A 9221-nucleotide genomic window follows, 5' to 3' on the forward strand; every position below is an offset into this window, starting at 1 on the left:
GTGGGGGTGTAGCTTAATGGTAAAGCACCAGCCTTCCAAGCTGGCTACGCGGGTTCGATTCCCGTCACCCCCTCTGTGCATTCCGGCCGCGTGCGGCGGCCGCGGCCTGAGACCTGAGGGGCACTATGAGCAGCATGCCGCGTGTTCGGTTTCAGATTCAGCCCACGGTCTCCCACTACCGGGAGCCCCTGGTGCGCCGGCTGCTGGAGTCCAGCCGCTTTGCCCTTGACCTGGTGGGCAGGTTCAAAAACTCCGAGGCGGACCGGGCTGACCGCATCCATTCTGCCTCCGCAGCCACTCTGGCCCAGGTGACTCCGCTGAAGACCCGTGCGCTCAGCCTGCTCTGGTGGCAACTCGGAGACGTCTCAGCGGTATGGCGAGGCGGCTATGACGCCTATGTGCTGGAAGGCCGGGTCTACACCCTCTCCGCCTGGGCCGCCGGGGCAGTGGGCAAACTGCGGGGCCGGAAGGTGCTGCTGTGGGGCCACGGCTGGAAGCGCCCGGAGTCCGGCCCCAAACGCTTACTGCGGCTGAGCTTCTATGCCCTGGTGGACGGGCTGCTGGTCTACGGGGACCAGGCCCAGGATCTGGCGGTGCAGTATGGGCTGCCGGCCGAGAAGGTCCGAGTGGTCTACAACTCCCTGTACTCCGCTCAGCAGCTTTCCCAACAGCCGGTACGCAGCCTGGACCGCGACCCCCGTCCCACCCTGATCTACTCCTCCCGCCTCACCGCCCGGCACCGGCTGGATCCGCTGGCCCAGGCCCTGGCTCATTGGCCGGCAGACCGGCCGGCACCCCGTGTGGTGGTGGTCGGCGAGGGCACCGAGCGCCCCCGACTGGAACAGGTCTTCGCCGCTGCCGGGGTCCAAGCGGAGTTCCTGGGTGCGGTCTACGAGTTCGACCGGCTCAAGGAGCTCTACGCTCAGGCAGATCTGGCACTGTCAGTCGGCGGCGCCGGGCTCAACGTCATCCAGGCACTCGGGTTCGGGGTGCCGGTGCTGGCAGAGGCCGGACACCGGGACTCCAGCCCTGAGATCGAGGCCGTCATAGCAGGCCGGACCGGAGCCTATTACGACCCCACTACCCCCGGCTCGCTGCGCAGCGCACTGCTGGAACTGCTGGAGAACCCCCAGGAGCTGGACCGGCTGGGCCGCAACGGACTGGAGCTGGTCCGCTCCCGCTACACCGCTGAGGCCCACGCCGAGGCCATCGAAGCGGCACTGGACCACTTTCTGGGCAGGTCTGCATAAGGCTGTGCGCGTTGCATGAGGATATTTCCCTAGGCAATGCGCAAAGTGCTACAGAAAATAGAAACGCAGGGCGAGGTCCGCCGCGCGCGCGGCGCTCAGCTGCGTGGGGCGAGGATCATATTGGTCATCCGGGCGGTGGAGAGCCGCCGCCCGGCGTCGTCGGTCATCACAATCTGATGCACACACAGCTGTCTGCCCAGGTTGATTGGAGTGCAGGTGGCGGTGACCAGCCCCTGCGTGGCCGAACGGTGGTGGGTGGCAGAGAGTTCGGTCCCGACCACCGCCCGCTCCAGCCCCAGGTTGGCCCGCACATGGAAGATCGAAGCCACCGAGCCCAAAGTCTCGGCCAGCACAAAGTGCCCCCCGCCGTGGAAGATCCCGGCATTCTGCTCATTGCCGGCCACCGGAAGAGTGGCCACCATCTTCTCCGGGCTCATCTCAGCGAACCGCATGCCCAGACGCACGCACATCGCCGAGACCCCGTGCGGACCCATCCAGTCCCAGTACTGCTCGGGCACCCCGGCCGCAGCCATCCGAGCACGCCGCTGCTCCTCAGTGGGAATCGGGGTCGGAACTCCAGGGGCCGGAGGGAAATTATCCTGATCGCTCATATGGGTACCTTATAGCCGCCGGTGACCGCGGAGAATTTCGGCGCAGTGCTGGATAGAAGTCACAGCGGCAGGAGCCAAGGGCCCCGGGGAGGCAGGTAGGCTAAGACTGTGAGCAACGAGGGCAATAAGCTGCTGGTGATCGACGGGCATTCAATGGCGTTCCGGGCGTTCTACGCCCTGCCGACCGAGTCTTTCCAGACCAGCACCGGGCAGTACACCAACGCCGTGCACGGCTTCACCAATATGCTGCTGAAGTTCATTCGGGAGGAACAGCCCACCCATATCGCTCTGGCCTTCGACCTGGACACCCCCACCTTCCGGCACCAGTCCTATGACGAGTACAAGGGCGGCCGGGACAAAACCCCTGCGGAGTTCGACGGGCAGATCGAGCTGATCAAAGAGGTAGCGGCGGCACTGAACATCCCTGCGGTCACGGTGGAGGGCTATGAGGCCGATGACATCGTGGCCAGCTACGTCACCCGGGCCGAGGCCGCCGGCTGGCAGACCCTGATCGTCTCCGGGGACCGCGATGCCCTGCAGCTGGTCACCGAGAACACTCACTTGGACTACCCCACCACCGGGGTCACCAAATCTGTGCGCCTGGACCCAGCGGGAGTGCAGGCCAAGTACCTGGTTCCGCCTGAGAAGTACCCAGACCTGGCCGCTCTGGTCGGGGAGAGTGCGGACAACCTGCCCGGAGTGCCTAAGGTGGGGCCCAAGACTGCCGCCAAGTGGATCGCGGAATACGGCTCCACCAGAGGGATCATTGAGAACGCCGAGGCCATCAAGGGCAAGGCGGGGGAGAACCTGCGCGCCGCTCTGGCCGATGTGGAGCGCAACCTGGAGCTCAACCGGCTGGTCACGGACCTGGATCTGCCGGTGGACCTGGAGCAGTGCGTGCTCGCCCCGCCTGACCGGGAGGCGGTGGAGCCACTCTTCGACGCCCTGCAGTTCAACCAGATCCGGGAGCGGCTCTTCGAGACCTTCGCCGCCCGGTTCCCGGAGGCTGATCTCTCCGCTGAGCCCACCCAAGCGCTGCCGCAGATCCAGACAGCGCACGACGCCGCCTCGCTCACCTCGTTCCTGGAAACGCACCAGGACCGTCCCCTGGCCCTGAGCCTGTGCCTGGACCGCTCCGGGGAGTCACTGTCCACCAAGGCCAAACGCGATGAGGCGGCCCGCCTGGCCGAGGTGCTGGCAGTGGTGCTCACCCCGGCGTTGTCCTCGGCTGACAGTGCCGAGGCGGTGACGGCTCTGACAGTGCCGCTGACCCAAGCGGATGCGCAGTTGGAGGCCGCGCTGGCGGACTGGCTGGCTGATCCCACCACCCCCAAACTGATTCACGACTACAAAGACGCCGGCAAGCGGCTGGCCTGGCGTGGGCTGAGCCTGCGCGGGGCGGTGGAGGACACCCTGCTGTCCGGCTACCTGGTGCAGCCGGACCGGCGGAACTTCGGCTTCCCGGAGCTGGTCACCCAGTACTTGGGCGTCTCGGCAGAGCCGGCCGACTATATCGGCGGTGAGGAGTTCCGCCGGACTGCCGAGAGCGAGGGAGGCCAGCTCTCGCTCTTCGATGAGGACGCGGCGCCTGGGGTGACCAGGGAGGACCTGGCCCGGGCTGCGGTCCATGGCATGCTGCTGCATTCGCTCTCTGCCACCCTGCACGCCGAGCTCACCGAGCGGAAGGCGGAGAAGCTGCTCTATGAACTGGAGCTGCCGCTGGCTGAAATCCTGCTGCAGATGGAGCTCACCGGCATCGCGGTCAGCCGCCAGAGGCTGGAGTCCCTGGACGCGGAGTTCCAGGAGTCCATCAGCGGTTCCGCTGAGGCCGCCTATGCGGTGGTGGGCCATGAGGTGAACCTCGGCTCGCCCAAGCAGCTGCAGGCGGTGCTCTTCGAGGAGCTCGGCCTGCCCACCACGGGGGTGAAGAAGAACAAGACCGGCTACTCCACCGATGTGGAGACGCTGCAGGACCTGCTGGCCAAGACCCAGAACGAATTCCTGGTGCATCTGATGAACCACCGGGACGCCTCCAAGCTGCGCCAGACCGTCACCGGGCTGATCGAAGCCATCGGTGACGACGCCCGCATCCACACCACCTACGCTCAGACCGTGGCGGCCACCGGGCGGCTGAGCTCCCTGCACCCGAATCTGCAGAACATCCCGGTGCGCACCGAGTCTGGCCGCAAAATCCGTGACGCCTTCGTAGTGGGCGAGGGCTACGAGACCCTCCTGACCGCCGACTACTCCCAGATTGAGATGCGCATCATGGCACATCTCTCCGGGGACCAGGCGCTCATCCAGGCCTTCAAGGAGGGCGAGGACCTGCACAACTTTGTGGGCGCCAGGGTATTCGGGGTGGGCACCGAGGAGGTCAGCCCCGAGCAGCGCTCAAAGGTCAAGGCGATGAGCTACGGGCTGGTCTACGGGCTGAGCAGCTTTGGGCTCTCCAAACAGCTGGGCATCGGCGTGGATGAAGCCCGGGAGCTGATGAACGAGTACTTCGAACGCTTCGGTGCGGTACGCGATTACCTGCGCGATATCGTCAGCCAGGCCAAGAAGGACGGCTACACCGAGACCATCTATGGGCGCCGGCGGTACCTGCCGGATCTGACCAGCGACAACCGGCAGCTGCGTCAGATGGCCGAGCGGGCTGCGCTCAACGCCCCCATCCAAGGTTCGGCAGCGGATATCATCAAACGGGCCATGATCAGCGTGGACGCCGCCCTGGCCGAGGCGCAGCTGAGCTCCCGAATGCTGCTGCAGGTCCACGATGAGCTGGTGCTGGAGGTGGTACCAGGGGAGCGTGAGCAGGTTGAACAGCTGCTCATCGAGCGGATGGGCGCCGCCGCCGAGCTCACTGTGCCGCTGGACGTACATGTGGGTGCGGGTCACTCCTGGCACAGCGCCGCCCACTGACGGCCCTGTGCGGGCACCTGGCTGTGCTCGGCTCGGTCACAAGGCTTCCCGGCCTTGCTTCCCTCGCCTCCCTTGCCATGCACTCCGCACAGAACCGTCACCCGTTAGGCTGACCGGATGTCCTTCGACCGCAGAGCATTCCTCGGCCTGAGCGCCGTCTCCGCTGCCGGGCTGCTCACCGGCTGCGGGCCCGGGGAGGCGCGTGGGGCGGCGTCGACCCTTATCCGTCCCGAGCCACCGCACCCTGTCCCGTCCCCGGACCCCACCCAAACCTCCGAACCCTCCGAATCCACCGGGCAGCAGGAGCCGCCGAGCCTGGAGGAGCTGCAGGCGCAGCACGGACAGCAGCAGCCCCAGGAGTGGGGCTTGGAGACCTCCGGGGTGATCACCAGCTTCACACCCAGCGGCAACCAGGCGGTGCTCACTCTTGATGCCTGCGGCGGGCGGGGCAGCGGAGGGTACGACGCCGCCCTGATCGACTCTCTGCGCCAGGCAGGGATCGCTGCCAGCCTCTTCATCAATAAGCGGTGGGCACAGGAGAACTATGGGATCACCCAGGAGCTGATCGAGGACCCGCTGTTCGAGATCGCCAATCACGGCACCCAGCACAAGCCGCTCTCGGTGACCGGGCAGCAGGCCTATGGGATCCCCGGCACTGAGTCGCTCGAGGAAGCCTACGCCGAGATCATGGACAACCAGCAGTTCTTCCGGGACAGCTTCGGCCTCGAACTGCCCTTCTTCCGTGCCGGCACCGCCTATGTGGATGAGGTGGCCGCACAGATGGCGCAGCAGCTCGGCACGCCAGTGGTGAACTTCTCGGTCAACGGTGACGCCGGGGCCACCTACAGTGCCACGGAGGTGCAGCGCGCGATGCGCGAGGTCGGGCCCGGAGACATCGTGATCGGCCACTTCAACCAGCCGGATTCCCAGGTTGCCGCCGGGTTCGGCCAAGCACTGCAGGAGGCCGCCGAGCGCGGCATCGAGTGGATGACGCTCAGCCAGGTGCTGTGAACGATAGGCTTATCGGGTGAGCACAGATTACTCGCCCAAGACACCCCAGATCGCACCGCTGGCCGAAGGGCTGGTGAGCCGCAGCTTCCCAGCCGCGCTGACGGCTGAAGGGGACCCGGAGCCGGAGACCCAGGCTTTCGTCCGAACCGTCGGCTACAACTTCTACGATGACCGCAAGCCGGAGGAGCATGTCCGGCGCTCAGTGACAGCCTCCGCCGCAGACGGGCGCCAGCTCCACGGGGTGTACCTGGACCCGGGCTTCGCCTCCCTGGAGCCCTGGGGTGATATGTACGAGAAGATCGGTTTCGACTCCCAGCACCCGGTGGGCACATTCGTGGACTATGACAAGACCCTCAACGCCGGGGGAGCCGAGCCCATCCCGGCCCGGCTGATCACCGGGGTCGGCGTCAGCCCGAGCTTCCGGCGGCGCGGGATTCTCAAGCACCTGATGACCGCCGGCCTGGCGCGCGCAGTGCAGGATGGTCTGCCGCTGGCTGCGCTGACCGCCTCCGAGGGATCCATCTACGGGCGATTCGGCTTCGGCCCGGCCACCCGCGAGGCCTCGGTGGAGCTGGACCTGCGCCCCGGAGCCGAAGGCTTCTCCCTGCGCACCCTGCCCACCGGCCGGGTGCTGGTGATCGACCCCAGCCGTGCCCGGGAGACCTTCGAAGAGGTCTTCGCGGCTTTCCATACGCGCACCCGAGGCTCGGTGGACCGTCAGGAGCGGTACTACCGGCACGAGTCGGGGGAATGGTCCGCGGAGGACCTCAGCACCGAGGACAAGAAGCTGCGCGGTGCAGTCCATGTCCGAGAGGACGGCACAGTGGGCGGCTATGTGGTCTACCAGTTCGAGGGGTGGGAGAACGAGCCCACTACGATGCGAGTCCACTCCCTGGTAGCCGCTGATCCGACCAGCAGCGTAGAGCTGTGGCGGTTCATCGCCGACCTGGACATCGTCCACCGGGCCACCTACCGGACCGCTCCGGTGGAGGAGCCGCTGATGCACGCCCTGACCACACCGCGGACGCGGAAAGTCACCGAACTCGGCGATATGCTCTGGGTCCGCATCCTCAACCCGGTGACCGCCCTCGAGGCCCGGGCCTGGAGCGCCGAGGGCGAGTTCAGCCTGAGCCTGACCGACCCGCAGGGGATCGCAGCCGGCACCTTCACCGTCTCCGTCAGCGGGGGAATGGCCCAGGTGACCAGTACTGAGAGTACGACGACGCCCCAGCACTTCCACCTGGATGTGGAGGCTCTCAGCTCTCTCTATCTGGGGGATGTCTCGGTGCTCACCATGCGCGATGCCGGCAGGATCACCGCGGAGGAGGAGGCCGACTGGGGTGCCCTCGCCGCCACCTTCGACTCGCCCACCAAGCCCTACTGCGCCACCCATTTCTGAGTTAGTTCCGGCACAGTTGTGCCGCATTGCCGCGGGAGTATAGACTGATCGGGCGCGTTCTGCGCACAGAGTCGTGTCTGACTTCTGACAGATCCCGCTCGAGAATCATACGGAGTTATTCGTATGTGCTTGAGCGCCCTGCAATTGTCCGCCGCTCAGTGCCTGCAGCAAGAACAGTGCACTGACCCAACCACACAATCCAACTAGGAACACCTACTACATGACCACCACTGCAACCGCACCCGGTGCCCCCCAGGTCGCCATCAACGACATCGGAACCGCTGAAGAGTTCCTCGCCGCCGTCGATGCCACGATCAAATACTTCGACGACGGAGACATGGTGGAAGGCACCATCGTCAAGGTCGACCGCGATGAGGTCCTCCTGGACATCGGGTACAAGACCGAGGGCGTAATCCCGTCCCGCGAGCTGTCCATCAAACATGATGTTGACCCGGACGAGGTAGTCGCTGTCGGCGATAAGATCGAGGCTCTGGTTCTCCAGAAGGAGGACAAGGAAGGCCGTCTGGTCCTCTCCAAGAAGCGTGCCCAGTACGAGCGCGCCTGGGGCGATATCGAGCGCATCAAGGATGAGGACGGAGTTGTCACCGGCACCGTCATCGAGGTGGTCAAGGGCGGCCTGATCCTGGACATCGGCCTGCGCGGCTTCCTCCCCGCATCCCTGGTAGAGATGCGCCGGGTGCGCGATCTGGCCCCCTACATCGGCCAGGAGATCGAGGCCAAGATCATCGAGCTGGACAAGAACCGCAACAACGTGGTCCTGTCCCGCCGCGCATGGCTGGAGCAGACCCAGTCCGAGGTCCGCTCCACCTTCCTCAATAAGCTGGAGCGCGGCCAGGTCCGCAACGGTGTGGTCTCCTCCATCGTCAACTTCGGGGCCTTCGTGGACCTCGGCGGAGTCGACGGCCTGGTCCATGTCTCCGAGCTGTCCTGGAAGCACATCGACCACCCGCAGGAAGTCGTGGCCGTCGGCGATGAGGTCACCGTGGAGGTCCTCGAGGTGGACATGGACCGCGAGCGTGTCTCGCTGTCCCTGAAGGCCACCCAGGAAGACCCGTGGCAGACCTTCGCCCGCACCCACGCCCTGGGCCAGATCGTGCCCGGCAAGGTCACCAAGCTGGTGCCCTTCGGCGCATTCGTCCGTGTGGAAGACGGCATCGAGGGCCTGGTGCACATCTCCGAGCTGGCTGTCCGCCACGTGGACCTGGCAGAGCAGGTCGTCTCGGTGGATGACGAGGTGTTCGTCAAGGTCATCGACATCGACCTGGAGCGCCGCCGCATCTCGCTGAGCCTGAAGCAGGCCAACGAAGGTGTGGACCCCGAGGCAGAGGACTTCGACCCCGCTCTCTACGGCATGGATGCCGAGTACGACGAAGAGGGCAACTACAAGTACCCCGAGGGCTTCGACCCCGAGACCAACGAGTGGATGGAAGGTTTCGAGGAGGCCCGCGCCGCCTGGGAGGCCCAGTACGCCGCCGCTCAGGAGCGGTGGGAGAAGCACAAGGAGCAGGTGCGCAAGGCTATCGACGCCGATGCAGAGGCTGCCGCCGAGGCCACCGTCTCCGGCTCCAGCTCCTCCCGCAAGGAGAAGGCCCCCTCCGGCCCGTCCAACTACTCCTCCCAGCAGGAGACTGAGGATGCCGGAACCCTGGCTTCCGATGAGGCACTGGCAGCGCTCCGGGAGAAGCTCACCGGTAAGTGAAGCTCACCGGCACGTGATGCTTAGCTGACTATTAGCTGAACAGAACCCGTCTAATCCGTGAGGATTGGGCGGGTTCTGTTGCTTAACGTCACGTTTCGTGGCTACGGTGGGGCCCTGATCAGGGCCTGAGTGGGCCTGAGCCGCTTACCGAAAGGAACACATGCTCGAGAAGGTTCACGACCTGTTCAGGCTCCGCACAAGCCCGGTCATCTTCTTCGTCTCCGTTGGTCTGATCGCCGCTTTCGTTATAAGGGGTATCCATTTAGGTGCCAAAGCCCTGATCAGCGTCAGTTGAGGGTCTGTGAGCGCGG

The 9221-nt window shown here is 65.6% G+C and carries 6 protein-coding genes and 1 tRNA gene; 6 read left to right on the forward strand and 1 reads right to left on the reverse strand.

Annotated elements, in window-relative coordinates:
* Window positions 1-2: 2 nt before the first annotated feature.
* Both GNZ21_RS03145 and GNZ21_RS03150 read left to right on the forward strand, forming a co-directional pair.
* Window positions 3-73, forward strand: a tRNA-Gly gene (locus GNZ21_RS03145).
* A gap of 61 nt (window positions 74-134) precedes the next feature.
* Complete coding sequence (locus GNZ21_RS03150; protein WP_157321249.1) at window positions 135-1250, forward strand: glycosyltransferase family 4 protein; 1116 nt, start codon at window positions 135-137, stop codon at window positions 1248-1250.
* A 95-nt stretch (window positions 1251-1345) separates the two neighbouring features.
* On the opposite strand, the gene GNZ21_RS03155 is transcribed toward GNZ21_RS03150, so the two are convergent.
* The gene (locus tag GNZ21_RS03155) at window positions 1346-1861 is read right to left on the reverse strand and encodes a hotdog fold thioesterase (RefSeq protein ID WP_157321252.1); all 516 of its coding nucleotides are present in this window, start codon (window positions 1859-1861) and stop codon (window positions 1346-1348) included.
* Between the two features lie 153 nt (window positions 1862-2014).
* On the opposite strand from GNZ21_RS03155, the gene polA reads away from it, so the two are divergent.
* The 4 genes from polA to rpsA all read left to right on the forward strand — a co-directional run bounded on the left by polA (window position 2015) and on the right by rpsA (window position 8910).
* Window positions 2015-4780, forward strand: a complete 2766-nt coding sequence (gene polA, locus GNZ21_RS03160; RefSeq protein ID WP_157321266.1) for a DNA polymerase I — start codon at window positions 2015-2017, stop codon at window positions 4778-4780.
* 117 nt (window positions 4781-4897) lie between these two features.
* Window positions 4898-5791, forward strand: coding sequence for a polysaccharide deacetylase family protein (locus GNZ21_RS03165; RefSeq protein WP_157321254.1), 894 nt, complete (start codon window positions 4898-4900; stop codon window positions 5789-5791).
* Between the two features lie 16 nt (window positions 5792-5807).
* Window positions 5808-7190: a GNAT family N-acetyltransferase gene (locus GNZ21_RS03170; protein ID WP_157321255.1), complete on the forward strand. Its 1383-nt coding sequence runs from the start codon at window positions 5808-5810 to the stop codon at window positions 7188-7190.
* A gap of 220 nt (window positions 7191-7410) precedes the next feature.
* On the forward strand, window positions 7411-8910 hold the full coding sequence (gene rpsA / locus GNZ21_RS03175; RefSeq protein WP_157321257.1) for a 30S ribosomal protein S1: 1500 nt from the start codon (window positions 7411-7413) through the stop codon (window positions 8908-8910).
* Window positions 8911-9221: the final 311 nt, after the last annotated feature.

Origin of the sequence: Nesterenkonia alkaliphila, assembly GCF_009758175.1 — a bacterium.
Classification (GTDB): Bacteria; Actinomycetota; Actinomycetes; order Actinomycetales; family Micrococcaceae; genus Nesterenkonia; species Nesterenkonia alkaliphila.